We start from the raw sequence: 25,094 nt of genomic DNA on the forward strand, positions 1-25,094 counted from the left end.
CGCTGACCAATTCCAGCGTCAATCGCGCAGAGGGCGAGGCTGTTTCGACAGCCTCGCCCCGCGACTTTTTTGACCTGATGAAGCCGCGCGTGATGACGCTTGTCGTCTTCACCGCCTTCGCCGGTCTGGTCGCAGCGCCGGTCGATGCGGATCCTTTCCTGGCCGCGATGTCGATCCTGTGCCTGGCCGTGGGTGCCGGTGCCGCCGGTGCGCTCAACATGGCCTATGATGCGGATATCGACGCGACGATGAAGCGGACGCAAAAGCGCCCGGTTCCGCGCGGTGCCGTCTCGGTCAGCAATGCCTATGGGTTCGGGATCGTGGCCTCGGTGCTCTCGGTTCTGCTGATGGCGCTGGCCTCGAACTATCTGGCCGCGGGCCTGCTGGCCTTCTCCATCTTCTTCTATGCCGTCATCTACACGATGTATCTCAAGCGCCGGACGCCGCAGAATATCGTGATCGGCGGTGCCGCAGGTGCCTTCCCGCCGATGATCGGCTGGGTCGCTGCGACCGGCGAGATCTCGCTGGATGCGGTCATCCTCTTCATGATCATCTTCCTGTGGACGCCGCCCCATTCCTGGGCGCTGGCGCTCTACAAGTCCGGTGACTATGCCGCTGCCGGTATCCCGATGATGCCGGTCGCCAAGGGTGCCAAATCCACGCGTCTGCAGATCCTGCTCTATTCGCTGGTCCTGGTCGTGTTTGCCGGGGCTCCGGTCCTGACCGGTCTGGGCGGTGTCGTCTATGCGCTGACCTCGCTGGGCGGTGGTGCACTCTTCCTGCTGCTGGCCTGGCGCGTGTTCAATTCGCGCGCCGGTGAGGCAGGGTCGGCCGAAGAGGGTGCGCTGTATGCCGTCCGCGCCGGTGACAAGGCCGCCCGTGACCTGTTCGCCTTCTCCATCGGCTATCTGGCTGCGCTTTTTGCCGCATTGATCGCCGAGCACGGATTTGGTGCTTATCTCGCCATCCCCGGAGTGATCGGATGAGTGACGAGACAAAAACCCTGACAGAGGCCGAACAGGCGGCGAAGGATCGCGCCGACAATTTCGGTTTTTACCATCGCGAAGGCCGCCCGACCGGTGAACAGGTCGCGCTGACGCCGGAACAACTGGCTGCCCGCAAGAAGCGCAATGTCTATATCGCGCTCAGCCTTGTCGCCTTCATGGTTGCGGTCTTCCTGATCACGGTTGTTCGCCTCAGCCAGAATGTTGCAGCGGGAGCCGCCGGATGATCCGTTTGCCAGCCAGCCAGAACACGCGCGTCGCCCTGATGGCGGCGGCCACGTCCATCACCATGGTCGGCGCAGCCTTTGCAGCCGTGCCGCTCTACAACCTGTTTTGCGCGGTGACCGGCTATGGCGGTACCACGACCATAGCCACGGGCGAGGCCGGAGCGATTCTCGATCGCGAGATGACCGTCCTGTTCGACGCCAATGTGAACCGCAATCTGGGCTGGGAATTCAGCCCGGTGCAGCGGTCCATGACCGTCCGCGTCGGCGAGACGGCCCTGGCCTATTACACGGCGACCAATATCACCGACCATCCGATCACCGGGGTGGCGACTTTCAACGTGGCGCCCTTCAAGGCCGCCTCCTATTTTTCCAAGCTGGAATGCTTCTGCTTCACCGAGCAGACGCTGCAGCCTGGCGAGACTGTGCAGATGCCGGTTCTCTTCTTTGTTGATCCGCTGATCGATGAGGAACGCCGGCTGGATGACGTCCACACCATGACGCTGTCCTATACGTTTTTTGAATCCGAGGGGGATGCGGCTTCGTCTGACGCCGCGCCTTAGCATTGAACCTTTTGAGCCCACCCTGTATCAGGGCGCAAAGGGCTGATTGATATCGCAGGAGATTCGCGATGGCTGGGCATGCCGCTAAGCACGACTACCACCTTGTTGACCCGAGCCCGTGGCCGTTCGTCGGCTCGCTGGGCGCTTTCCTTCTGGCCGTAGGCGCCGTTGGCAATATGAAGGGTCTGGTGGGCGCCGATCACCCGCTGGCCTTCATGTATGGCGACGGTTCGTTCGGTGGTCTGATCCTCGGCTTTGCCGTGGTCATCTACACGATGATCGGCTGGTGGGGCGATGTGATCAAGGAAAGCCGCCAGGGTGACCACACCCCGGTCGTGGACCTGCACCTGCGCTATGGCATGATCATGTTCATCGCGTCCGAAGTGATGTTCTTCGTGGCCTGGTTCTGGGCCTTCTTCGAATACGCGATCTTCCACGAGGTTCGCCTCGACCCGGGTCTGGCCCAGTGGCCGCCGGCGGGTGTCGAGACCTTCAACCCGTGGCACATCCCGCTGATGAACACGCTGATCCTGCTGCTGTCGGGCACCACGGTGACCTGGGCGCACCACGCGCTGCAGCACGGCGATCGCAAGGGCGCCAAGCTGGGCCTGATCTTCACGGTCATCCTGGGCGTCTGCTTCACCTCTCTGCAGGTGGTGGAATACATGGAAGCGCACTTTGCCTTCTCCATGGCTGATGGCGGCAATCTCTATGGTTCCACCTTCTTCATGGCGACCGGCTTCCACGGTGCCCACGTTGTCATCGGTACGATCTTCCTGGCGGTTTGCCTGGTTCGCCTTCTGGCCGGCCAGTTCACCCCGGAGAAGCATTTCGGTCTCGAAGCGGCCGCCTGGTACTGGCACTTCGTGGACGTGGTCTGGCTCTTCCTGTTCGCCTTCGTCTACGTCATCTTCGGCTAGGCGCCGGCGTCATGGACCAACCCTCTCCCATCCAGGCAGGCCTGTCCGGCCACTGCCCGGCCTGCGGAGAGGGCGCCATGTTTGACGGACTTCTCAAATTGGCGCCGCGCTGTGATGTGTGCGGCGCCGATTTTGAATCTGCCGATGTCGGCGACGGGGCCTCGGTCTTCGTCCTCTTCATCGTCGGCTTCCTGGCGGTCGTGCTCTACCTTCTCATCGAGGTCGCATTCCGGCCGCCCTGGTGGGGGCATATGCTGATCCAGCTGCCCTTCATTCCGGTCGCCTCGATCGTCTTCCTGCGGCCCATCAAGGGCCTGCTCTTCGCCCTTCAATACCGTCACGATGCCCAGGAAGCCCGGTTGGACGACTAGGCCCTCGCGGCAGTGATCCTTGTGGACGCCATGCTCCATTTCCGACCGCATCCCTGGCTGACCGTGTTTTCCATTCCGGCGCTGGCGCTCCTGCTCTGGCTGGGGCACTGGCAGGTCGAACGCATGGGCTGGAAGGCCGAGCGGATTGCCGCCTATGAAAACCGGACCACGATCAACGGGTTTGGCCCCGCCGTGTGCACACTCGGCGAGGCCGGGTTTTCACCCCGGGTCGAAGCGCCGATGCCCCTGACGGGCGATACGCTGCGCTATTACACGCTCCGTGACCGCGCCGGATGGGTCCGGCTGGGCGCGATCCGCTTGCCGGCCTGCGGCGAGGGAGGGGAGACTTCCTATCTTCTCGTTGAGACCGCATTCGAACCCCTGCAGGGCGAAGATCGTGTCGCACCCCGGGCCTGGCGGCTGGAACCGGTCCCGGCTGCAGGGATTTTCAGTTCTCGCAACGATCCGGATACCAATCAGTGGTATCGTTTCGATCCTGCTGCCATGGCGGACGCACTCCAGATCGACCCGGATCAGGTTCTGGATGTGTGGGCTGTGGCGGATAACGGTTTGCCGGCTGTGCTGGCCCAGACGCCACCTTCGCGCCATTTCGGCTATGCGCTGACCTGGTACGGGCTGGCCCTGGCGCTGGTCGGGGTTTATCTCGCCCTGCATATCGGTCAGGGGCGATTGAAACTGGGCGGGTCAAACCGGCCTGAATGATGTAGAGAAGGTGGCCTCGAAGCCGCCCGGACAGGAGAGTGGAACCGGTGGCAGTCTGGCGCGAAACCGCTTGGGATGAGACCCTGATGGGACAGGGCGTGCGTTTGCGCGCGCCGCGGCTGGAAGATTATGAAGCCTGGGCGAAACTGCGCAGTGCCTCGCGGTCCCACACCGAGCCCTGGGAACCGGCCTGGACGGCCGACGAATTGTCCAAAGGGGCCTTCCGCCGCCGGATCGAGCGCTATGATGCCGACCGCAATGCCGGCTCGGGCTACCCCTTCTTCGTGATGCGCTCCAGGGATGATGTCCTGCTCGGCGCCTGCAATCTGAACAATGTCCGTCGCGGCGTGCTCCAGAGTGCCGATATCGGCTATTGGATCGGCACCCCCTATGTGCGCCAGGGCCATACGCGCGCTGCCGTGCGCCGTGTCCTGGCCTTCGCCTTTGACGAGCTGCGCCTCCACCGGGTCGAGGCGGCCTGCCAGCCTCAGAACAAGGCCTCGCGCACCCTGCTGGAAGGCGTGGGCTTTACCCATGAGGGCCTGGCGCGCTCCTATCTCAATATTGCGGGTGAGTGGCGCGACCATGAGCGCTACGCCATCATCGCCTCCGATCCGCGTCTATGACCCAGGCTGATTTCGAAGCCGGCGTCCGCGCCGCAGGGGCGGTGGCCTTTGCCTATGATGCGGTGGCGGACCGGCTTGTCCTGACCGGCGACCCCGCAGCTGTCGGCTTGAGCCAGAGCGAATTCGACTGGGCGGGTTTTCTCGCCCGGCTCGGCCCGGCGGATCAGGCGCGTCTGGAAGCGGCGCTGGGTACGGCGCGTATCGATCTGCGTATCCGGGTGATCGGCGAGGAGGGCCGTCTCTCCTATGTCCGCCTGATGGGGCAGCGCGTCAGCGAGACCCGGATCGAAGGCCTGATGACGCCGGCCGGCTCCAGTGCCATGCATGCCGACCGCATCAGCGAGGAACACGCCCTGGCACGCGGCGTGGAGAATGGCGATGTGCTGGCCTGGTTCCAGCCGATCATTGCGCTGGATACGGGATGTTTGGCCGGGTTCGAGGCCCTGGCCCGCTGGGACCGGCCCGAACTGGGCGTCATTGGTCCGGATGATTTTCTCGACATGGCCGATGATCTCGACCTGTTGGAGCGCATCTCCGACTGTGTTCGCGAGCATGCCGCCACCGAATTGTCGGCCTGGCGCAGCGCGCATGACATGGCGCAATCGGTTTTTGTCTCGGCCAATGCGACTGTCAGCGAACTGGTCGATCCGGATTTCTGCGACCGGCTGATCGAGCGGGTGCAGGCGGCCAGGCTGCCGGCCGGCCAATTCAAGCTGGAGATCGCCGAGACCGAGATCATGCGTGATCCGGAACGGGCTGCGGAATCCATGGCCCGTTTGTCAGAGGCGGGCATTGCCCTGGCGCTCGATGATTTCGGGACCGGTTATTCCTCGCTGGCGCGTCTCGACATGCTGCCCTTCGATATCGTCAAGATCGACCGCTATTTCGTGCGGGCCATGACGGCGGACGAAGCCGCCGGGACGGTCGTTAAATCCGTCATCCAGCTGGCCACGCATTTCGGCATGAAAGTCGTTGCCGAGGGCGTGGAGACCGAGGATGCCGCGCATCGGTTGGGCGAGATGGGGTGTCACTTCGCCCAGGGCTTCCGCTATGCTGGCGCCCTGTCGCCCGAGGCGGCCGGCCAGGCCATCCGCGCCGGGATTGCCGGACGCTTCCGGGCGCCGTCAGCCTAGCGGTTGCGCAGACGTTTGATCGTGCCGGAGAAGTTCAGGCAGATCGCGTCTTCGCATGTCACCACACCGCGCACGAAGATCAATGATCCGCCGGCGCGCAGAACTTCGCCGCGGGCTTCCACCAGCTGGCCGATCCGGGCACCCGCCAGAAACTCCGTATTCATGCTGACCGTCACGCCATAGGACTGGCCCAAGGCTTCCTGGGCGAAGCCGAACAGGCAGAAATCCGCAAATGTCATGAAGCAGCCGCCATGCACGGAGCCCATGCCGTTGACCTGGTGCGGCTGGACCCGGAAGGCACATCGCACGCCCTGATCGTCCTCAGTCATGTAGAAAGGGCCGGCGGCCAGTTCGAACGGATCTTCGGGCCAGTGTTTCCAGCCGGCGAACTCGCCGCTGTCCATGATGTGTGCGGGCATGGGAGGACCTTGGTTTTTGTGTGGGTCTTCGGGAGGATGGCAGCCCGGTCAGGCGTGACCGGTCAGTGCTGACAGGTGTTCGGGTGTTACGCCCAGCAGGTCAAGAGCGCGTTCCCATTTGGCCGAGTCCGGCGTGTCGAAGATCAGGCCGGCATCGGGTTCCGTGACGAGCCAGGCATTGGCTGTCAGCTCATCTTCCAACTGCCCGGCACCCCAGCCGGCATAGCCCAGCGCCATCAGGCTGCGGCGCGGCGGATGCGGCGAGGCGATGGCCTCCAGCACATCCTTGGTCGCGGTGAGGGCGAGGCCCGGGCAGACGGGAAGGCTGGACTCCGGCGTCATGTAGTCCGTGGTGTGGATGACAAAGCCGCGATCCCGGTCGACGGGCCCGCCGAGAAGGACGGGACGGTCGGGCGCTTGCCGGCAGGCCTCGATATCCAGCTGCTCCAGCAATTCCGGCAGACGGATGCCCTCAATGGGCTTGTTGATCACAATTCCCATTGCGTGTTCGGCGGAATGATCGCACATCAGGATCACCGAGCGGTCAAAGCGGGGATCGCCAATGCTGGGGGTGGCCACAAGAATTTTGCCGGCCAGGAAGCTGTCATCCACATCTGTCGGGCGGTCGGACTGCATGAGTTGCATGTTCGCTCCAAACAGGGGATGCGTCCAGCCATCTTCCCGCTATCTTGCCGTGTGGTAATGCGATCATATTCATTGGAGGAGAAACAAGATGACGCTTTCGGTTGGTGACCGTCTTCCCGACGCCACGTTCATGACGATGACGCCGGATGGTCCGAACAAGCTGAGCACGGATGACGTGTTCAAGGGCAAGACTGTCGCCCTGTTCGCCGTGCCGGGTGCCTTCACCCCGACCTGTTCCGCCAAACACCTGCCGGGCTTCGTCGAGAAGGCCGAGGAGATCAAGGCCAAGGGTGTCGACACGATTGCCTGTGTCTCGGTCAATGATGTCTTCGTTATGGATGCCTGGGGCAAGTCCCAGAATGCCGGTGATGATGTGGTCATGCTGGCAGACGGTAATGGCGATTTCGCCAAGGCGATCGGCCTGGTGATGGACGGATCCGGTTTCGGCATGGGAACGCGCTCCCAGCGTTTCTCCATGATCGTCAAGGACGGGGTCGTATCGGAACTCAATGTCGAGGGTCCGGGCGAGTTCAAGGTCTCGTCTGCCGACTACATTCTGGGTCTTCTCTGACCTGGAATCTGTTCCGGGGGCCTGCGTGCCCCCGGCAACCACAACAAGGAAATGGAGGGTTCACATGGATTTTGGACTGATCGGAATTGGTGTCCTGTTCCTGCTGGCGCTGTTCATCATCGCCTCGGTGATCAAGACGGTGCCGCAAGGCCGGGAATTCACTGTGGAACGCTTTGGCCGCTTCACGCGGACGCTGAAGCCGGGCCTCCACTTCCTCGTGCCCTTCATCGACTCGGTCGGCTACAAGATGAATATGCGCGAGCGTGTTCTCGACGTGCCGAACCAGGACGTGATCACGCGCGACAATGCGACCGTTTCGGTCGATGCCGTGGTCTTCATCCAGGTGCTGGACGCGCCGCGCGCGGCCTATGAGGTCGATAATCTGGAATTTGCCATCATCAATCTCGCCCTGACCAATGTGCGGACGGTGATCGGTGCCATGGACCTGGACGAGACCCTGTCCAAGCGTGACGAGATCAATGCCCGTCTTCTGGGCGTGATCGATGCCGCGACCAATCCCTGGGGCGTGAAAGTCACCCGGATCGAGATCCGGGACCTGTCCCCGCCGGTCGACATCACCGAGGCGATGGCCCGTCAGATGAAGGCGGAACGCCTCAAGCGTGCCGAGATCCTCGAAGCGGAAGGGGCCAAACAGTCCGCCATCCTGCGCGCCGAGGGCGAGAAGGAAGCCGCGATCCGCGAAGCCGAGGGCCGCAAGGAAAGTGCCTTCCTGGACGCTGAGGCCCGTGAACGTGAAGCCGAGGCCGAGGCCAAGGCCACGCAGATGGTGTCCGATGCCATCGCCAAGGGTGACGTTTCGGCGATCAACTACTTCCTGGGCCAGAAATATGTCGAAGCCTTCGGCATGCTGGCGACCAGCGACCAGCAGCGCACCGTGATCATCCCGGCCGAGTTCTCGAACATTATCGGTACGATCACCGGTGTGGGTGAACTGGGCAAGGCTGCGCATGACGCTGTCAGCGAGGCCACCAGGAACAAGACCTAGGATCAAGGATCGAAAGGAGGAACTCGATGGATATCATCACGGACCTTTTCGGCCGCATGAATATGTGGGCCTGGTGGGCGATTGCCGGCCTGATCCTGATCGGCGAGGTGCTGACCGGTACCACCTATCTCCTCTGGCCGGCGGCGGCCGCCTTTCTGACCGGTTTCGTCGCCATGGAGATGTTCGGTGTCAGCTGGCCGGTGCAGCTGGGCGTGTTCGCCGTGCTGACCCTGCCCCTGCTTTGGGTGGGGGACCGCTATGTCCGTCCGGCCCTGAAGGCGGGCGCGAACAGTGGTCTGAATGACCGCTCGGCCCGCATGGTCGGCGAACGCGTCGTTGTGGTCGCCGATTTTTCCTCCGGTCGCGGCCGGGTTCGCTATGGCGATACCGAATGGGCGGCGGAAATGGAAAGCGGCGAAGACGCCAAGGCCGGCGACACGCTCATTGTGCGCGCGGTCAAGGGTGTGATCCTTATCATCGCACCGCAATAAGCTTTCTGCGGACCGGCCTTGCGGGGCTGGTCCGCCGCCGTTTTGTGCAGCGCATGGCGCCGTGCATACCTTATGACAGTGATAGATCGAATTTTACGAAATCTGGAAGCTGGCTGGAAACTTGCCGGGTCTAGATACGCGCTCGCTTTCGCATTCCAAACCTCAAGTGAGCGTCATGAAAAAACAAATCGTCTCCGCCCTCGTCTTCTCCGCCATCCTGGCTCCGGCTGCCCTGACGGCTCCGGCCTCCGCCCTGACCACGCCGGACCGTGAAGCGGTCGAGCTGGTCGCTCCGGAATATCCGCGTGGTGCCGAGCGCCGTGGCATCGAAGGCTCCGTGCGCATCGAGTACTCGATTGCTGCGACCGGCGAAGTCGTCAACGCACGCGTGGTCGAGGCTGATCCGGCTGGCGTGTTCGACCGCGCTGCCCTGGCTGCCATCGAAAACTGGCGCTATGCCCCGGCTGGCGAGCAGACCGACGGCCACAGCCGTGAGCTGGAATTCCGCCTGTCCAACTAGGATGGCGTGATCGCCGGGGCAGGGAAACCGGCTGCCTGGCAGATCTGATTCAGGGCTGTATCCGGATGGATACAGCCCTTTTTCTTGCTCCGCCTGGATGCTTTGCAAAACTAGACCTGTTTAGAGGGTAGTAATCGTGTTTGTGCAGAGTCCCGAAAACGAAAAGCGCCCTGTGGAACTTGCGCGCTTCTGGGAGCGCGGATGAGCGATTTTCGCGAAGACAAACGGATTCAGGCCCTCAAGCGTCTGGACCTGCTCGACACGGATGTCGATGCGGGCTTCGACGCGCTCGTCGAGCTGGCCGTGGCCGTCACCGGCACGCCCATGGCGGCGATTTCCCTCGTCGATGAGAACCGTCAATGGTTCAAGGCCCGCACGGGAATCGCTCAACAGGAAACACCGCGGGCTGACGCGATCTGTCCGGTTGTGCTGGAGAGCGATGCTCTGGTCGAGATACCGGATGCCAAAAACGATCCCCGCTTTGCCGAAAGTTCCATGGTTCATGGGTCCGCCTGCATTCGGGGATATGCGGGAATTGCCATTCACGAACCCGGCGGCGAGCGCATTGGCGTCTTGTGCGTCATGGACAGTAAGCCCTTGAACCTGGATGCCGGTGCCAGGCAACAGCTGGTCAGCCTGGCCAGGCTGGTCGAAGACCGTATCGCCTCCGAGTTTGCGGCCGCCCAAGGCCGCGCTGCCAACGCGATACTGGACGAGATTGCGCGCGAGCATGGCGATTATCTCGCTGACCCGGCTGTGATGGATACCGCGTTCCGGCGCTTGCTCGAATTGCTCGCGGAAATCACGGGAACCGGTATCGCCTTTCTCGGCGAAATGCTGGAAGACGATGAGGGCCGGCTTGTTCGGGCCCAGGTCTTTGTCGAGTCGAAGGATGATCGTCGGGATTTTGAGTCCTACGGGCTCAATGCGGCGGTTCCGCTGGAATACCGGTGCGGTGGCTCCCTGGCGGGCGAAGTGGCACAGACCGGCGAGCGCATGTTCTGCAACGCGCCGGCGGCCAATCCGCTGGCACGCCCCATGCCGAACGGTGAGTTCGTTGACAATTTTGCCGGCATCCCGGTGCGCTGTCTGGGCGAGGTCGTGGCCATCGTTTCCCTGGCCAACCGTGAGGGCGGGTATACCGACCGCTTGCTGGATTCCTGTGAACCCCTGATCCAGGTCATTGGCGATCTCAATCATGCACGCCGGTCTGCACGGGCCCGGTTCGAGGCCCAGCAACGCCTTGAGCGTTCCGAGCGCCGCTTCCAGCTGGCGCTCAATGGTGTGTCGGCCGGGATCTGGGAAATCGACATGGAGGAGGGGACGCTCTTCACCTCGAACCGGCTGCTTGAGATCCTTGGCCGGACCGCCAGTGAGGGTCAGGCGCGCGGCACCTATGCCAGAAACGGCATCGATCTCCTGCTCAGCCGTGTCCACCCTGAGGACCGGCATCGCGTCGAACAGGGGCTGGGCGAGGCCTGGAATGACGGTACCGCGCTTGAGATGACCTATCGCTACCAGCATGGCGACGGGCACTACATCGATCTCTTCGTGCGCGGGCATACGCAGTATGACGAGAACGGCAAGGCCATTCGCATGGCCGGTTCCGCAGAAGATATCACCGAGCGCATGCGCCTGGTCGAAGCCGAAGCCCGCAGCCGCTCCCGTCTGGAAGCGGTCACCGAGCTGGGCGGTATCGGCAGCTGGGAATACGGGTTCGAGACGGACACGCTGGAATGGGATGCCATCACGCGGGGCATATTCGGTGTTTCCGAGGATTTCATGCCGTCCGCCCGCGAGGCGACCGGCTTGTTCGAGCCGGAGGTTTATTCTCGCCTGTTGCGTCACATCCTGGTCTCGATCCGCAAGGACACGACCTGGGATCTGGAATTGCCGATCAAGGCCGGCGATGGCCGGACAGTCTGGGTCCGGGCTGTCGGCAAGCCGGTCTTCCGCCGGGGCAAGCCCCACAAGCTTCTGGGATCGCTGGAAGACATTTCCCAACGTAAACTCCATGACGATCAGATGGCGGCCCTGTCCGCACGCCTGGCCGTTGCGCTGAATTCCTCGGGGATCGGTGCCTGGGAGTTCAACCTGGATACCCAACAGCATTGGTGGGATGAGGGCTCTCTTCGCCTCTTCGGACACCGGCCGGGCGATGATACCGACACGCTCGACTTCTGGCGTGAGTGCGTGCATCCCGAGGATCGGGACACGGTCAGCGCCGTCGTGGAGGCGGCTTTCGAAGAGCGCAAGGATTACCGCAGCGAGTACCGGATCGTCCGGCCCGACGGCGATATCCGCCATGTGCGCTCCCATGGTGTGTTCCGCCGGCGCCTCGACGGCACCACGGTCGTGTCCGGCGTGAATATCGACATCAGCCAGGATGTGAGGACACAGGCCGAGATCGAACGCCGACGCGTCGAGGCCGAGGCCGCCAATGCCGCCAAGTCGCAATTCCTGGCCAATATGAGCCATGAAATCCGCACGCCGCTCAATGGCGTGCTGGGCATGGCGCAGATCCTGAAAATGACGGGTCTGGACGCCAAACAGTCGCATTATGTCGAGACGCTGCAGGCCTCCGGCCGGGCTTTGCTGGACCTGATCGAAGACGTTCTGGATATCTCCAAGATCGAGTCCGGCATGGCGGAATTCATCAGCGAGCCCTTTGACCCGTTCGACCTGGTCAGCGGTGCCGCTGAAGTGGTCCGGCCCATTGCGGAAGGCAAGGGGCTGGCGCTCCAGCTGGACCTGGACAAGACACTGCCCGAGCATGTTCTGGGGGACGCCAAGCGGGTTCGCCAGGTTCTCATCAACATGATCGGCAATGCCGCCAAATTCACCGATACGGGGTCTGTGCGCGTACGGGCCCGGGCTCTGCCGCAGGATCACGTCCGCTTTGAAGTGATCGATACCGGGCCGGGTATCGCCGCGGACCGGCACAAGCATGTCTTTGATCGCTTCGCGCAGGTGGACGACTCGGCCACGCGCCGCCATGGCGGGACAGGCCTGGGTCTGACCATTTGCCGCGAAATCGTCGAGCGCAATGGCGGCCGCATCGGTGTCGACAGCCGTCCGGGCGAGGGGGCGTGTTTCTGGTTTGAACTTCCCCTGCCGCCGGTCGAAGCGGCGTCAGAAGCCTCTCCTGTCGTACCCCTGAATGTGGCACCGGCCACGTCCAGCGGTGGCCGGGTCCTTGTGGTCGATGATGTGGAGACCAACCGGATCGTGGCCGCGGCCCTTGTCAGCAAGGCGGGCTATGAGGTCGAGACGGCATGCAATGGCCAGGAGGCCATCGACTGTCTGGAATGCAGTGAATTCGATGCCGTCTTCATGGACATCCAGATGCCGGTCATGTCCGGGGATGATGCCATCGCCATAATCCGGGACAGCGGAAAACCCTATTCGAACCTGCCCATCTATGCGGTGACGGCGGATGCGACGTCCGGCGCCCGGGAACGGTATCTGGAGATCGGCGCGACGGGTTATCTCGCCAAGCCGCTCGACCTGGCTCTGGTGCAGTCGGCGCTCAATACGCTCGCCGAGGAGCGAAAGCGCGCCTAGCGCGCTTCGGCCAGGCCTTCGCGCGCGAGTTCATCGGCGCGCTCATTGCCCGGATCGCCGGCATGTCCCTTCACCCAGCGCCACTCGATCGTGTGGGCTTTCGCCAGCTCGTCCAGATGCTGCCAGAGATCGACATTCTTGACCGGCTTCTTGTCGGCGGTCTTCCAGCCGCGCTTTTTCCAGCCATGGATCCATTTGGTGATGCCATCGCGCAAATAGACGCTGTCCGTGATCAGGATGACGTCCTTGTCGGAGCGCTTGAGCGCTTCGAGAGCCTTGATGGCCGCCATCATCTCCATCCGGTTATTGGTCGTCTCCGGCTCGCCGCCCTTGAGTTCCTTGCGATGGCCATTCCATTCCAGGATGGCGCCCCAGCCGCCGGGACCGGGATTTCCGGAACAGGCGCCGTCGGTATGAATGATGATCTGTGTCACGCGATAATATCGTCCAAGGGTATGCCCTGAGCCTTGTAGAAGGTCAGGCGGTCAAAGTAGCCGCGTTGTAGCCGGATCAACCCGTCCTGGACATGGAAGAAGCCACATCCGCGCAGCCCCGCCGGATCACTCCATTCCAGGATCGCCCAATCGCCATCCTCAAACAGGTTTTCGACATTGCAGACCATGGTGGCACGGGCGAATTCGGTCTCGAACAAGCGGCGGATGTTGTCGCGGCCTTCCAGCGGCGTATAGGCGACCTGGTGGTTCACCGCATCTTGATGATAGAGCGCGGTCAGGGCGTCGATATCGGCCGCGTTGAAGGCATCGACCCAAGCCTGAACGATGGATTTGGGAGAGGTGGGCATCAGGCACCGTCCGGGTATTTCTCGGCCATGTCCGCCAGGCCGGCCCGGATCAATTCCTCGAGGACGTCCAGATCCACATCGGCGAGCTTGTTGATGTAGAGGCAGGATTTCCCCAGCTTGTGTTTGCCGAGACGGGCGAGGATGCTGCTGAAATCGGTATAGCCGGGCATGATGTAGACAACGAGATTGGCCTTGCGGGCCGAAAACCCGGTCCGCATGAAATCGCCTTCGCGGCCACTGTCATACTTGTAGTGATATTCGCCGAAGCCGACGATGGACGGGCCCCACATGCGGGCCTCCCATCCGGTGATCCGGCTCATCATGTCCAAAAGGGTTTCTGCATCGGACCGGCGCACGGGATGTTCGATCGACGCGACATGGTCGGCCGGTGAAACCTGTGTCGGCTGGGTCTTGTTCTCTGCCTGTCCCATGGGGCCTCGCTATGCCGTCAGGACGGGCCTCTCCCGGTCTCAGGCGACGGCGCGGGGCAGCTTAAACACGATGTCCTCATCGGTCACCCGGACATCTTCCTGGGTGACGTCGAAACGTTCCTTGAAGGCCTCGATCAGACCCTGGACGAGATCTTCCGGAGCCGAGGCCCCGGCCGTGATCCCGACGGTTTCCACCGGGCCGAGCTCGTCCCAGTCGACATCGGCCGCGCAGGACACAAGCTGGGCGCGCGGCGCTCCGGCGCGCAGGGCGACTTCCACCAGGCGCACGGAATTCGAGGAATTGGGAGCGCCGATCACGAAGACGATATCGCTGTGCGGGGCCAGGGCTTTCACGGCGGCCTGCCGATTGGTCGTAGCGTAGCAGATGTCTTCCTTGTGCGGCGCCTTCATGCCGGGGAAACGCGCCTGCAGCACGTCCACAATGGCCGAGGTGTCGTCGACGGACAGCGTGGTCTGGGTGACGAAGGCGAGGCGGTTTTCATCCTTGGGCTGGAAGGCCTGGGCATCCTCGATCGTCTCGATCAGCGTCATCGACCCTTCAGGCAATTGTCCCATCGTGCCGATCACTTCGGGATGGCCGGCATGGCCGATCAGCAGGATCTCATCGCCATTATCTTCATGCCGCTGTGCTTCGACATGAACTTTGGAAACGAGCGGACAGGTCGCGTCGACATAGATCATGTTGCGGCGCTGCGCCTCGGCGGGCACCTGTTTGGGGACCCCATGGGCGGAGAACACGACCGGGCGGTCGTCCGGGCATTCGTCCAGCTCTTCGACGAAGATCGCGCCCATTTGCTCCAGCCGTTCCACGACATGGCGATTATGGACGATCTCGTGGCGCACATAGACGGGCGCACCAAAGCGCTCCAGCGCGCGTTCCACGATCTGGATGGCGCGGTCCACCCCGGCACAGAAACCGCGCGGAGCGGCGAGCCGGATCGTCAGCTTGGGGCGGGTCGAAGTCATGCTCGCGGAATCTCCTTCAGCGATGACATTGCGGAAGCCGCACACGCATCGTATGACCGTCCTAACAAAGTGCCCGGTCGCTATCCAGTGGCGGGGTCCGTTCCCAGGACAGGTAGTGCACAATGTTTTCCAGTTCCGTGCGTTCTTTCGCCGCTCTCGCCCTTGCTGCGGGCATGCTTTCCGGTTGCCAGACCGTTTCCAACGTTCTGGAATCGCCGGAACCGAATGCCGGCCCGTGCCCGTCGGCCCTGTCGCTGTATGACGCGCACCGCATCGTCGAGATCAATGGCGAGGTCGCCTACGAGAATATCGGCTTCACCGGCGAAATTCTCGCTGTGCGCTCCCTGTGCAGCTATTATGGCGAACGTCCGATCATCGCGAACCTGGAAATGGATATGGGCTTCGGCCGCGGCCCGGCGGCTGTGGGGGAAACCCGGACCTATGAGTATTTCGTCGCCGTGACGCGCCGCGATGTCGGTGTGATCCACAAGGAAGTCTTCCCGATCACGGTCCGTTTCGACCGCGGTCAGGACCGCGTCTTCCTGACGGAAACCATCGACGCCATCTCCATTCCGCGCGCGGAAGAGACCACGTCCGGCGTCAATTTCGAGATCATTGTCGGCTTTGAGCTGACCCCGGAACAGATTGCCTTCAACCGCTCGGGACAACGCTTCCGCGTGGCTGCCGGCCAGGACTGACATCATGCCTTCTATTGCTGATCAGCTCAGCGCGGCGCTGGGCGACGCGTTTGCTTCCCTCGAGCTTCCGCGTGAGCTGGGCCGTGTCACCCCGTCCAAGCAGAACCCGGAAATCTTCCCCTTCCAGTGCAATGGCGCCATGCCGGCAGCCAAGCAGGCGAAGACCAATCCGCGTGAGCTGGCCGGCAAGCTGGTCGAATTTCTCCATGGCCTGCCGCAGATCGGCGCCGCGGAGATTGCCGGTCCGGGCTTCATCAATCTGCGCCCGGCCGAGCATCTTTATTCCGAGCGTGCCGCCGAGATCGCGGCTGATGAGCGGGCCGGTGCCCCTGCGGTTGAAACACCGCGCAAGGTGATGATCGATTTCGGCGGACCGAATGTGGCCAAGCCGATGCATGTCGGCCATCTGCGCTCCTCCGTTCTGGGTGACAGCCTGCAGCGCCTTTTCCGCTTCCGCGGCGATGAAGTCGTCTCCGATATCCATCTCGGCGATTGGGGCCTGCAGATGGGCCATCTCATCACCGAGCTGGAAGACGAACAGCCGGGCCTTCCCTATTTCGACGCTGCCATCACGGACGGTTATCCGTCCGAGCCGCCGGTCGATATTGAGGATCTGGCGCGTCTCTATCCGCAGGCGTCTGCCAAGGCCAAGTCTGATGAGGCCCGCCTGGAACGCTCCCGTGCGGCGACTGCCGAGCTGCAGGCCGGACGTCCGGGCTATCGCGCCCTGCTGAAGCATTTCATCGACGTGTCCGTCGCCGCCCTGAAGAAGGATTTCGGGGCGCTCGGCGTGCATTTCGACCTTTGGAAGGGCGAGAGCGATGTCGATCCGCTCATCCCCGGCCTGGTCGAGGACTTCAAGGCGCGCGGTGTGGCCGAAGAAAGCGACGGCGCTTGGATCGTGCGGGTCGCCCGCGAGGGTGACAAGAAGGAACTCGCCCCGCTCATCCTGGTCTCCAAGACCGGTGCGGCGCTCTATGGCACGACGGATCTCGCCACCATTCTCGACCGCAAGCAAACAGTCGGCCCGGACCTGACGCTCTATGTCGTCGACCTGGCCCAGTCGGACCATTTCGAGCAGGTCTTCCGCGCCGCCGAGAAGGCCGGCCTGGCCGCCGAGGGCGCGCTGGAGCATGTGAAGTTCGGTACGGTCAATGGCAAGGATGGCAAGCGCCTGCGCACGCGTGATGGCGGCACCTTCCGTCTCGCCGACCTGATCTCCAGCGCAATCGAACGTGCAGATGAGCGTCTGAAAGAGGCGGGTCTCGCCGCCGATGTCGGGGCCGAGGAACATGACCGCGTGGCCCGCATGGTGGGCCTGGCCGCGATCAAGTTCGCCGACCTGCAGAATTACCGCACAACGAATTACGTGTTCGACCTGGATCGTTTCACCTCTTTCGAGGGCAAGACCGGTCCTTATCTCCTCTACGCGGCCGTGCGGGTGAAATCCCTGATGCGCCGCGCCGATGAGGCGGGTGTGAAACCGGGCACGATCCAGGCCGATGCCGCGGAAGAGCGCGATCTCGTCCTGGCGCTGGATGCCTTCGGTTCAGCTCTGGACCAGGCCTGCGAAAACCGCGCACCCAATGCGCTGTGCGATCACGCTTTCACCCTGGCCCAGGCTTTCTCGAAATTCTATTCAGCCTGCCCGGTCCTGTCGGCGGAGGATGACGCGGTGAAAGCCTCCCGTCTCGCCCTGGCCCGCGCCACCCTGACCCAGCTGGAACTTTGCCTGTCCCTGCTGGGCCTGGAAGCGCCGGAGCGGATGTAGTTTTCCTCCCCTGATCGGGGGAGGCGAGGGCGGTGCGCTTCTGCTAGTGTTTCAAAACCAGTGGAGGAGACGCCCATGATTGCCATTGTGCTTGCCAGCCTGACCCTGACGACGGACCTGCCGGACGATCCGGAGCAGTATTCCGCCTGGATGCAGCAATCCTGTCAGATCCAGCAGGTCTCCCGTTCCGGCGGCGAGCCGGATGATCATGTGCCCTTCTGTGGCTGTCTGGATTCCCGGCTGCGTGACAGCATCAGTCTGGAAGCCTACCGGGTTTTTGCGCTGGGCTCTCAAGGTGCTATCCAGGACCAGGCCATGGTCGATGACTGGGAAGCGGCCCGCGATGCGGCGACCACAGAAGCTGCCGCGCTGCCGGAAGCCGAGCGCGCCGAACTCCAGCCGGCACTCCAGGGCGCACTCGGCGCGTGTCTGAGCCTGGCCTATCAGGGCGAATAAACCGGCAAATTAACCGCCCTGCGAGATTGACTCTTCAGGCCGGAATCATAGAGTCCGCTGCAATTGCGAAACGGGGTCATTTCCGTGGCTGCAGGACCACACTCCCCGCGGGAGAGACCGGCAAACAATGCCGGCGCCGAAGGCGCAACCGCCCCGGAAACGCTCAGGCCAAAGGACCGCGGGAGAGACAAACGCTGGAAAGTGGACGGGTTTTACCCATCCCACCGACGGAGCAAGCGCATCCTGCCGTGGATCGGACGGCATCAGGGATAGTCGCGGAATCTCTCAGGTTATCGGGACAGCGGGGGCCAGGCTTGCACACCCATCCGGGTTTGCGGGACCGCCCCCAACGCTAGGACCCGATGAATGACCGACACACTTCTCAAAACCCCGCTCCACGCCCTTCATGTCGAACTGGGCGGAAAAATGGTGCCCTTCGCCGGCTATGACATGCCGGTCCAGTATCCGCTGGGCATTATGGGGGAGCACAATCAGACCCGTGAGAAGGCCGGTCTGTTCGACGTTTCCCATATGGGCCAGGCCCGCTATGAAGGCGATGAGGCCGCCCTGGAGGCGCTGATCACGGCGGATCTCTCCACGCTCAATTCCGGCGAGCAGAAATACACGCTCCTGCTCAATGAGAAGGGCGGGATCCGCGATGACCTCATGGTCTCCCGTCCCTGGGGCGAACATCTCTTCCTGGTCGTGAATGCGGCCACCAAGGACAATGATTTCGCCCATATCGAGGCGGCCACCGCCGGCAAGGGCAAGCTGGTCCGCCTGGACGACCGCGCGCTGCTGGCGCTGCAGGGCCCGGCGGCCAAGGATGTCATGGCGCGTCTGTGCCCGGCAGCCTGCGAGATGATCTTCATGCAGTGCGGCACGTTCGAACTGGGCGGGGCCGAAGTCTACATCTCCCGCTCCGGCTATACCGGCGAGGACGGGTTCGAGATATCCATTCCGGCCGACAAGGCCGACGCGATTGCCCGCCTGATCCTGGCCGAGGACGAGGTCGAAGCGATCGGCCTGGGCGCCCGCGACAGCCTGCGTCTGGAAGCCGGTCTCTGCCTCTATGGTCATGACATGGACGAAAACCGCACGCCGGTTGAAGCGTCGCTGATCTGGGCGCTGGCGCGCACGCGCCGTGACCGCGGTGACTTCCCGGGCGCCGCCGTCATCGCCCAGCAGATCGAGGACAAGACCTGCCAGAAGCGGGTCGGCCTGAAACTCACCGGCGCACCGGCCCGTGAAGGCGCCGAGATCGCTGACAAGGACGGAAACATCATTGGCACCGTGACCTCCGGCGGCTTCGGCCCGACCGTGAGCGGTCCGGTCGCCATGGGCTATATCGATCGTGACTTCCTGGAACCGGGCACCGAGGTCGACGTGCTGGTCCGGGGCAAGGCCCGGCCGGCTACCATCACCAAATTGCCGTTCGTTCCGGCAAATTTCTATCGCGGCTAACTCCAATACAGGGGCAGGAGTACTCTTATGACCACGCGCTATACCGAAGATCATGAATGGATCACCGTCGACGGCGACATCGCCACTGTCGGCATCACCGCCTACGCCGCCGGCCAGCTCGGCGATGTCGTCTTTGTCGAGCTTCCCGAAGTCGGCAAGACGCTGTCCAAGGGCGATGAATTCGCCGTCGTGGAATCCGTGAAAGCCGCCTCCGAGGTCTATGCCCCGGTCGATGGCGAAATCACCGCGATCAATGACGCGCTGGAAGGCGAGCCCGCCACCGTCAATGAGGACGCCACCGGCGCCGGCTGGTTCGTGAAGATCAAACTGTCCGACGCCTCCCAGCTCGACGGTCTGATGGACGAAGCCGCCTACAACGCACACACCGCATAAGGCTGAACCGCATGCGTTACCTCCCCCACACAGACACAGACCGGAAGGCGATGCTCGACACGATCGGTGTCGCCTCCATCGATGAGCTGTTCAATGATGTGCCTGAAGCGGCGCGTCTGGACGGGCTGATCGACCTTCCCACCAAGCAGAGCGAGCTGCAGGTTGAACGCAGCCTCTCGGCCCTGGCAGCCCAGAACATCTCGGCCGGCCAGGCACCCTTCTTTGTGGGGGCGGGCGCTTACAAACACCATGTGCCGGCAACGGTGGATCATCTGATCCAGCGGTCCGAATTCCTGACGGCCTATACGCCCTATCAGCCGGAAATCTCCCAGGGCACGCTGCAGACCCTGTTCGAATTCCAGACCCAGGTCGCCCTACTGACCGGCATGGATGTCGCCAATGCCTCCATGTATGACGGTTCCACGGCCTGCGCCGAGGCGGTCATGATGGCCGCCCGCGTCACCCGCCGGAACAAGGCGATCATGGCCGGCGGCGTGCACCCGCACTATGTCGAGGCCTCCAAGACGCTGGCCAAATATTCCGACGTCGAGATTTCCGTCACCGATCCGGGCAAGGCGGACCTGTCCGAACTGATCGCCGCGATCGATGACGAGACGTCCTGCGTCGTCGTGCAGACCCCGGACGTGTTCGGCCGTCTGCATGATCTGCGCGAGATTTCCAGGATCGCCCATGAGAAGGGCGCGCTGGTCATCGCCGCCTTTACCGAATGCGTCTCCCTGGGCCTGGTCGAGAGCCCGGGCGCCATGGGTGCGGACATCGCCGTGGGCGAGGGCCAGTCCATCGGCGTCGGCCTCAATTTCGGCGGCCCCTATGTCGGCCTCTTCGCCTGCAAGGATGATCGCCGCTTCATCCGCCAGATGCCGGGCCGCCTGGCCGGCGAGACCGTGGATGCCGATGGCCGCCGCGGTTATGTGCTGACCCTGTCGACGCGCGAACAGCATATCCGCCGCGACAAGGCGACCTCCAACATCTGCACCAATTCCGGCCTGTGCTCGCTGGCCTGGACGATCCATATGACGCTGCTGGGTGAAACCGGGATCAAGCAATTGGCGCGGATCAATCACGAGACCGCCTGCGAACTGGCCGACCTGCTCGAGACCGTTCCGGGCGTCCGCCTGGTCAATCAGAGCTTCTTCAACGAGTTCACGCTGGAACTTCCGAAGAATGCCGATGAGGTGGTCAATGATCTCGCCCGTTTCGGCGTGCTGGGCGGTGTCCCGGCCAGCCGGCTCTTCCCGGGCCAGTTCGAGAACTACCTGATTGTCGCCGCAACCGAGACCAACACGCCGGAAGACCTCGCCGTCTTCACCAAGGCCCTGGCAGGAGCGCTGTAAGATGGGCATGAACACACAAGGCCGTCCCACCCGTATGGCGGAAAACATTGCGACCGGCGGCTATGCCGACACCGTGTCCGGATCCCGCGGCCTGGAACAGGCCGAACCGCTCATCTTCGAGCGCGGCAATCTGGAACATTGCGGCGTCGACCTGCCGGAAGCCAAGGGCATGCCGACGCGTCTGGGCGGTCTGGAGCGTGAGGGCGTGATCGGCCTGTCCGGTCTCGCCGAGCCGGAAGCCATGCGCCATTATGTGCGCCTGTCCCGCAAGAATTACGCGATTGATCTGGGTCTCTACCCGCTGGGTTCGTGCACGATGAAGCACAATCCGCGTCTCAATGAGAAGATCGCCCGCCTGCCGGGCTTCGCCGACATTCACCCCATGCAGCCGGCCTCCACGGTCCAGGGCGCCTATGCCCTGATGGGCGAACTGGCCCATTGGCTGATGACGCTGACCAATATGCCGGCCGTGGCCCTGTCGCCGAAGGCCGGCGCTCATGGCGAGTTCTGCGGCATGATGGCGATCCGCGCCAAGCTCGATGCCGATGGCCAGACCCATCGCCGCCGCGTCCTGGTTCCGGAAAGCGCCCACGGCACCAATCCGGCCACCGCCGTCCAGTGCGGTTTCGTCTGTGACGAAATTCCGGCTGATGCCACGGGCCGCGTCGACATGGAGGCCTTCAAGGCCAAGTTGGGCGATGATGTCGCCGGCATCATGCTGACCAATCCGAACACGTGCGGCCTGTTCGAGCGGGATATCCGCGAGATCGCCGACCTGATCCACGAAGCTGGCGGTTATTTCTACTGCGACGGTGCCAATTTCAACGCCATTGTCGGCCGGGTGCGCCCGGGTGATCTCGGCGTGGACGCCATGCACATCAACCTCCACAAGACCTTCTCCACCCCGCATGGCGGGGGTGGCCCGGGTTCCGGCCCGACGGTCCTGTCCGAAGCCCTGGCTCCCTTTGCGCCCGTGCCCTATGTGGCGCAGACCGAGAAGGGCAGCTGGCATCTGATCGAGCATGCCGAAGAAGCCGAGGGCACGCCCTTTGGCCGCATGGCCGCCTTCCACGGCCAGATGGGCATGTTCACGCGCGCCCTGACCTACATGATGAGCCATGGTTCCGATGGCCTGAAACAGGTCGCCGATGACGCCGTGCTGAATGCCAACTACATCCTGGCGCGCCTCAAGCATGTCATGACGCCGGCCTTTGACGGCTCCTGCATGCACGAAGCCCTGTTTGATGACCGCTTCCTCAAGGATACCGGCGTCTCCACCCTCGATTTCGCCAAGGCGATGATCGATGAGGGCTATCACCCGATGACCATGTATTTCCCGCTGGTCGTCCACGGGGCCATGCTGATCGAGCCGACCGAGACGGAGAGCAAGGGCGGCCTGGACCGCTTCACCGAAGTCCTGGAAGCACTCGCCCTCGCTGCCAAGTCCGGCGAAAAGGACCGCTTCCTGGCGGCCCCTGTCCATGCTCCGACCAAGCGCCTGGACGAAACCCGCGCCGCCCGCCAGCCCGTCTTGCGCTGGACCCCGCCCAGCGATGATCTGGAAGCGGCGGAATAGGGTCGCAATGATCTGACGGAAGAGGGCGCTCCAACGGGGCGCCCTTTTTCTTGGGGGGAAGTGCGTGTTCATGACAGCCTCAACGCCCCCCTTCTCCCCGGGGAGAAGGTGCCGCGAAGCGGCGGATGAGGGGCGGCGCGAAGCGCCCACAAAGACTTTTCCCTGTGCGGCTCACGCCGCACGCCCCTCACCCTTTATCCCTCTCCCCACAAGGGGAGAGGGGGTGTGTTTCTTCCCCATTTCATGGGGAAGTGGGCCGATGCGCAGCATCGGGTCGAAGGGGCGGCGCGCCAGCGCCGATTTTCGCCTCCGCTACGCTCTGGCGGCCCCTCCGTCCCTGCGGGACACCTCCCCATAAAATGGGGAGGAAAACCAACTTATCCCCACCCCCAAAACCTGTGAGAGACTCCTCCTCGACTTCCGGGAAGAGAGGCGCGAGCTCAGTCCCTTGTGCCCGGGGGTTTGCGGAGCCTGTCCGCGCGAGGGGGTGACATCCCAAGCACCGGCAGGGCGTCCGGCCCGGTCTGACGGCACTAAACGCCCGACCTGAGTACCGGCCGGATTGGAAACGGGGGCGAGAGCGTTCGGGAAATCTCCGCGTGCGGGAGGCAAGTGCCTGTCACACACACTTAGAAAACACGCCGGCAAGGCAGTCGCCGGCCTCCCGCACTCCTCTCATCCCGCCAGGCGGAAACGCCGTGGCGTTTTTACCCGTGCCGGAACCGCGACATCCTGCCGCGTGCCCTGGCAGCAACACAGGGGCTTGAGGACAGACAGGGCAGGGCCGGGCAAGGCCTGTCGCACCGGACGGTGGAATAAGGAGGTACACGACCCTGCAGAGTCCCCGCTGACTTCGGCCTGTCGCGCTCCTATTTTATTCTCATGCCCGCGCGGAGGCTGTGCAGTCGGAATCAAGCTGCATCGCAGCAGCCCGGCGGGCATCGCGGAAACAGGATTCCCCGCATTTGCCGCTCAAATCGGTGCGCAGATGCAACATGACGCAGCAGACTCGGGCCTTCCGCCTGAATCTCGACTTTTTTCCCTCGTATTGGGGTCATGTTTACGCGTTTAGTGTTGTCTGTCCCGACGCGTATCCTAATTGGAGAGATGCGCCCTGTGCTCGGGACAGGGGTTAGAGATGGTCACGGCGATGAATGAATCCCTGAACGGTTGGGCCCAGCGCAATGCTTTTGGCGCCGTTGTCGTGCTCGTGATTCGTGCCATCTGTATCGCTGTGGGTCTGGCCCTGATGGTGCTGGCCGTTCCGGTTGCCATCCTGACGCCGATCATCCCGGTCGGCCTGCCCATGGGCTTTTTGGGTGTCATCCTGGTCGCCGCGGCCTCCAAGACCCTGCACGGCTATATCACCGGCTTCCTTCGCCGTTTCCCTTGGCTGTGGACCCGCGTCCGCGGTGCCTTCGGTGAGCGTGATCATCCGGCCGAATAGTCGGAAAACCGCTTGACCCTCACGTCGGGTGAGGGCGCATACCCGTCCCATGACACAGATTGACACCTATTCCGTGGGTGAGCTGGCGCGCCTGTCCGGCGTGTCCGTTCGAACCTTGCACCATTATCACAGCCTGGGCCTTCTGGTCCCGGCCGTCGTGGCGTCGAATGGCTATCGCCATTATGGCCGGGCCGAGCTGGACCGCTTGCAGGACATTCTCTTCTACAAGGCGGTGGGCCTGTCCCTGGCCGATATCGGGCCTCTCCTGGATGCGGACAGTGACCGGCTTGTCCGCCTCCTGCGCCACCGTGAGAGACTGGTCGAGGACAGCCAGCGCCTGCGGGAGACATTGGCCGCGCTGGATGCCACGATCGATGCGCTCAAGGGAAAACGCCACATGCCTGTCGAGGATCTCTACAAATCCTTCCCGCCGGAACAACAGGCCGGGTATGAAGCCTGGCTGATCGAACGCTATGGTCCGGACATGGCCGAACGGATCGAGGAAGCCCGGCCCACGGACAAGGCCGGTGAAACGGCGATGCAGGCCGAAATGGAAGTCCTGCGTGCCATCGAGTTCGAGCTCGTCACCCTGCACGAGGCCGGGACGGATCCTTCATCGAGTGACAATGCCGAACACCTGGAGGCGCACCGGGCCCTGATGGCGCGGATCTGGAAACGGCCCTGTCCGCCCGAAGCCGTGGAAGGGCTGGCCGACCTCTATCTTTCCCATCCCGACTTCATTGCCCGCTATGAACGGCTCAGCCCGCGCTTTTCTGCCTATCTCACCGATGCCATGAAGGCCCATGCCGGACGGCTGCGTGAAATGCCCTGACTGAATGGTCAGGCCAAGAAAAAGGCCCGCCGCGCATCAAGCTGTAGACGTTTCGGTAAGCTTGAACACAATATGTTGTGTTCTCGCTGTTGATTCTCTGCC

The 25,094-nt window shown here is 63.1% G+C and carries 28 protein-coding genes and 2 riboswitches; of the genes, 22 read left to right on the forward strand and 6 right to left on the reverse strand.

Features of this window, described 5'->3' with window-relative positions; translation table 11 throughout:
* The first annotated feature begins 2 nt into the window (after positions 1 to 2).
* From cyoE to I0K07_RS14900, 8 genes are all read left to right on the forward strand, one after another.
* Positions 3 to 986, forward strand: coding sequence for a heme o synthase (cyoE, locus tag I0K07_RS14865; protein WP_420828493.1), 984 nt, complete (start codon positions 3 to 5; stop codon positions 984 to 986).
* The gene (locus I0K07_RS14870) at positions 983 to 1,231 is read left to right on the forward strand and encodes a protoheme IX farnesyltransferase (RefSeq protein WP_238934932.1); all 249 of its coding nucleotides are present in this window, start codon (positions 983 to 985) and stop codon (positions 1,229 to 1,231) included. The genes cyoE and I0K07_RS14870 overlap by 4 nt, the downstream gene beginning before the upstream one ends.
* Positions 1,228 to 1,791, forward strand: a complete 564-nt coding sequence (locus I0K07_RS14875) for a cytochrome c oxidase assembly protein (RefSeq protein WP_203294807.1) — start codon at positions 1,228 to 1,230, stop codon at positions 1,789 to 1,791. Before I0K07_RS14870 ends, I0K07_RS14875 begins: the two co-directional genes overlap by 4 nt.
* A 68-nt stretch (positions 1,792 to 1,859) precedes the next feature.
* A complete protein-coding gene (locus tag I0K07_RS14880; RefSeq protein WP_203294809.1) occupies positions 1,860 to 2,711 on the forward strand; it encodes a cytochrome c oxidase subunit 3 in 852 nt (283 codons plus the stop codon).
* An 11-nt stretch (positions 2,712 to 2,722) separates the two neighbouring features.
* Complete coding sequence (locus I0K07_RS14885) at positions 2,723 to 3,082, forward strand: DUF983 domain-containing protein (protein ID WP_203294811.1); 360 nt, start codon at positions 2,723 to 2,725, stop codon at positions 3,080 to 3,082.
* A 30-nt stretch (positions 3,083 to 3,112) separates the two neighbouring features.
* On the forward strand, positions 3,113 to 3,805 hold the full coding sequence (locus I0K07_RS14890; RefSeq protein ID WP_203294814.1) for an SURF1 family protein: 693 nt from the start codon (positions 3,113 to 3,115) through the stop codon (positions 3,803 to 3,805).
* A gap of 47 nt (positions 3,806 to 3,852) precedes the next feature.
* Positions 3,853 to 4,431, forward strand: coding sequence for a GNAT family N-acetyltransferase (locus I0K07_RS14895; RefSeq protein WP_203294816.1), 579 nt, complete (start codon positions 3,853 to 3,855; stop codon positions 4,429 to 4,431).
* Positions 4,428 to 5,564, forward strand: coding sequence for an EAL domain-containing protein (locus I0K07_RS14900; RefSeq protein WP_203294818.1), 1,137 nt, complete (start codon positions 4,428 to 4,430; stop codon positions 5,562 to 5,564). Before I0K07_RS14895 ends, I0K07_RS14900 begins: the two co-directional genes overlap by 4 nt.
* Here the strand turns inward: I0K07_RS14900 and I0K07_RS14905 are convergent.
* Entirely contained in the window at positions 5,561 to 5,983 is a 423-nt protein-coding gene (locus I0K07_RS14905) for a PaaI family thioesterase (protein ID WP_203294821.1), read from the reverse strand. The genes I0K07_RS14900 and I0K07_RS14905 overlap by 4 nt on opposite strands.
* 48 nt (positions 5,984 to 6,031) lie before the next feature.
* Positions 6,032 to 6,619 carry a YqgE/AlgH family protein gene (locus I0K07_RS14910; RefSeq protein WP_203294863.1) on the reverse strand — a complete coding sequence of 196 codons (588 nt, stop codon included), beginning with the start codon at positions 6,617 to 6,619 and terminating at the stop codon, positions 6,032 to 6,034.
* Between the two features lie 97 nt (positions 6,620 to 6,716).
* Between I0K07_RS14910 and I0K07_RS14915 the strand changes: the two genes are divergently transcribed.
* From I0K07_RS14915 to I0K07_RS14935, 5 genes are all read left to right on the forward strand, one after another.
* Positions 6,717 to 7,199, forward strand: a complete 483-nt coding sequence (locus tag I0K07_RS14915; RefSeq protein WP_203294823.1) for a peroxiredoxin — start codon at positions 6,717 to 6,719, stop codon at positions 7,197 to 7,199.
* 64 nt (positions 7,200 to 7,263) lie between these two features.
* Positions 7,264 to 8,205, forward strand: a complete 942-nt coding sequence (locus tag I0K07_RS14920) for an SPFH domain-containing protein (protein ID WP_203294826.1) — start codon at positions 7,264 to 7,266, stop codon at positions 8,203 to 8,205.
* Between the two features lie 26 nt (positions 8,206 to 8,231).
* On the forward strand, positions 8,232 to 8,696 hold the full coding sequence (locus I0K07_RS14925) for an NfeD family protein (RefSeq protein WP_203294827.1): 465 nt from the start codon (positions 8,232 to 8,234) through the stop codon (positions 8,694 to 8,696).
* 175 nt (positions 8,697 to 8,871) lie between these two features.
* The gene (locus I0K07_RS14930) at positions 8,872 to 9,216 is read left to right on the forward strand and encodes an energy transducer TonB (protein WP_203294829.1); all 345 of its coding nucleotides are present in this window, start codon (positions 8,872 to 8,874) and stop codon (positions 9,214 to 9,216) included.
* Between the two features lie 201 nt (positions 9,217 to 9,417).
* Positions 9,418 to 12,780 (forward strand): PAS domain-containing protein, encoded by a 3,363-nt coding sequence (locus I0K07_RS14935; protein WP_203294831.1) that lies wholly within the window; start codon positions 9,418 to 9,420, stop codon positions 12,778 to 12,780.
* Here I0K07_RS14935 and rnhA read toward each other — a convergent pair.
* Genes rnhA through ispH form a run of 4 tightly spaced genes read right to left on the reverse strand, consistent with a single transcriptional unit; the run spans position 12,777 to position 15,000 of the window.
* Positions 12,777 to 13,214 (reverse strand): ribonuclease HI, encoded by a 438-nt coding sequence (gene rnhA / locus I0K07_RS14940; RefSeq protein ID WP_203294833.1) that lies wholly within the window; start codon positions 13,212 to 13,214, stop codon positions 12,777 to 12,779. The two genes, I0K07_RS14935 and rnhA, sit on opposite strands and share 4 nt — an antisense overlap.
* Positions 13,211 to 13,582 carry a nuclear transport factor 2 family protein gene (locus I0K07_RS14945; RefSeq protein ID WP_203294835.1) on the reverse strand — a complete coding sequence of 124 codons (372 nt, stop codon included), beginning with the start codon at positions 13,580 to 13,582 and terminating at the stop codon, positions 13,211 to 13,213. The genes rnhA and I0K07_RS14945 overlap by 4 nt, the downstream gene beginning before the upstream one ends.
* Positions 13,582 to 14,013 (reverse strand): DUF1801 domain-containing protein, encoded by a 432-nt coding sequence (locus I0K07_RS14950; RefSeq protein WP_203294837.1) that lies wholly within the window; start codon positions 14,011 to 14,013, stop codon positions 13,582 to 13,584. The genes I0K07_RS14945 and I0K07_RS14950 overlap by 1 nt, the downstream gene beginning before the upstream one ends.
* 39 nt (positions 14,014 to 14,052) lie before the next feature.
* Positions 14,053 to 15,000 carry a 4-hydroxy-3-methylbut-2-enyl diphosphate reductase gene (gene ispH, locus I0K07_RS14955; RefSeq protein WP_238934936.1) on the reverse strand — a complete coding sequence of 316 codons (948 nt, stop codon included), beginning with the start codon at positions 14,998 to 15,000 and terminating at the stop codon, positions 14,053 to 14,055.
* A 122-nt stretch (positions 15,001 to 15,122) separates the two neighbouring features.
* On the opposite strand from ispH, the gene I0K07_RS14960 reads away from it, so the two are divergent.
* From I0K07_RS14960 to I0K07_RS15000, 9 genes are all read left to right on the forward strand, one after another.
* Positions 15,123 to 15,698, forward strand: a complete 576-nt coding sequence (locus tag I0K07_RS14960; RefSeq protein ID WP_203294840.1) for a hypothetical protein — start codon at positions 15,123 to 15,125, stop codon at positions 15,696 to 15,698.
* Between the two features lie 4 nt (positions 15,699 to 15,702).
* Entirely contained in the window at positions 15,703 to 17,469 is a 1,767-nt protein-coding gene (argS, locus tag I0K07_RS14965) for an arginine--tRNA ligase (RefSeq protein WP_203294842.1), read from the forward strand.
* Positions 17,470 to 17,544: 75 nt separating this feature from the next.
* Positions 17,545 to 17,925 carry a hypothetical protein gene (locus tag I0K07_RS14970; RefSeq protein ID WP_203294844.1) on the forward strand — a complete coding sequence of 127 codons (381 nt, stop codon included), beginning with the start codon at positions 17,545 to 17,547 and terminating at the stop codon, positions 17,923 to 17,925.
* Between the two features lie 98 nt (positions 17,926 to 18,023).
* Positions 18,024 to 18,114: riboswitch (glycine riboswitch) on the forward strand.
* A gap of 3 nt (positions 18,115 to 18,117) precedes the next feature.
* Positions 18,118 to 18,229: riboswitch (glycine riboswitch) on the forward strand.
* A gap of 62 nt (positions 18,230 to 18,291) precedes the next feature.
* The gene (gene gcvT, locus I0K07_RS14975) at positions 18,292 to 19,389 is read left to right on the forward strand and encodes a glycine cleavage system aminomethyltransferase GcvT (protein WP_203294846.1); all 1,098 of its coding nucleotides are present in this window, start codon (positions 18,292 to 18,294) and stop codon (positions 19,387 to 19,389) included.
* Positions 19,390 to 19,416: 27 nt separating this feature from the next.
* Positions 19,417 to 19,782 (forward strand): glycine cleavage system protein GcvH, encoded by a 366-nt coding sequence (gcvH, locus tag I0K07_RS14980; RefSeq protein WP_203294847.1) that lies wholly within the window; start codon positions 19,417 to 19,419, stop codon positions 19,780 to 19,782.
* An 11-nt stretch (positions 19,783 to 19,793) separates the two neighbouring features.
* The gene (gene gcvPA, locus I0K07_RS14985) at positions 19,794 to 21,137 is read left to right on the forward strand and encodes an aminomethyl-transferring glycine dehydrogenase subunit GcvPA (RefSeq protein ID WP_203294849.1); all 1,344 of its coding nucleotides are present in this window, start codon (positions 19,794 to 19,796) and stop codon (positions 21,135 to 21,137) included.
* A 1-nt stretch (position 21,138) separates the two neighbouring features.
* Positions 21,139 to 22,713 (forward strand): aminomethyl-transferring glycine dehydrogenase subunit GcvPB, encoded by a 1,575-nt coding sequence (gene gcvPB, locus I0K07_RS14990; RefSeq protein WP_203294851.1) that lies wholly within the window; start codon positions 21,139 to 21,141, stop codon positions 22,711 to 22,713.
* A 1,138-nt stretch (positions 22,714 to 23,851) separates the two neighbouring features.
* Complete coding sequence (locus I0K07_RS14995) at positions 23,852 to 24,160, forward strand: hypothetical protein (protein ID WP_203294853.1); 309 nt, start codon at positions 23,852 to 23,854, stop codon at positions 24,158 to 24,160.
* 49 nt (positions 24,161 to 24,209) lie between these two features.
* The gene (locus I0K07_RS15000) at positions 24,210 to 24,992 is read left to right on the forward strand and encodes a MerR family transcriptional regulator (protein WP_203294855.1); all 783 of its coding nucleotides are present in this window, start codon (positions 24,210 to 24,212) and stop codon (positions 24,990 to 24,992) included.
* The last annotated feature ends 102 nt before the right edge of the window (positions 24,993 to 25,094 follow it).

Origin of the sequence: Maricaulis parjimensis (assembly GCF_016817355.1) — a bacterium.
Lineage (GTDB): Bacteria > Pseudomonadota > Alphaproteobacteria > Caulobacterales > Maricaulaceae > Maricaulis > Maricaulis parjimensis.